The following is a 343-nucleotide window of genomic DNA, read 5'->3' on the forward strand; positions in this document are numbered from 1 at the left end:
ACAAAACTTTGTTTAGTTTTGAGAGGTCTACTCTCAGATTAATAACGCTTTTTGGGCCTATAGCTCAGCTGGTTAGAGCGCACGCCTGATAAGCGTGAGGTCGATGGTTCGAGTCCATTTAGGCCCACTCAACAAACTTTGTTTGTTATGGGGAATTAGCTCAGATGGGAGAGCACCTGCTTTGCAAGCAGGGGGTCAGCGGTTCGATCCCGCTATTCTCCATTGATCCCATAAGGGGTCATAGAATTGGTTCTTTGAAAACTAGATAATATCAATTTTCTTTTATATTAATTAATTTCATTAATTAAGCCGAGAACACCGCGTATTTTGAGTTTTTTATTAG

At 40.5% G+C, this 343-nt stretch carries 2 tRNA genes; both read left to right on the plus strand.

Annotated features, from left to right (window positions below):
• Nucleotides 1-53: 53 nt before the first annotated feature.
• Nucleotides 54-127, plus strand: a tRNA-Ile gene (locus tag HC026_RS12485).
• Between the two features lie 22 nt (nt 128-149).
• Nucleotides 150-222 (plus strand) — tRNA-Ala (locus HC026_RS12490).
• Nucleotides 223-343: the final 121 nt, after the last annotated feature.

The organism is Secundilactobacillus angelensis (assembly GCF_012641075.1).
Taxonomy (GTDB): domain Bacteria; phylum Bacillota; class Bacilli; order Lactobacillales; family Lactobacillaceae; genus Secundilactobacillus; species Secundilactobacillus angelensis.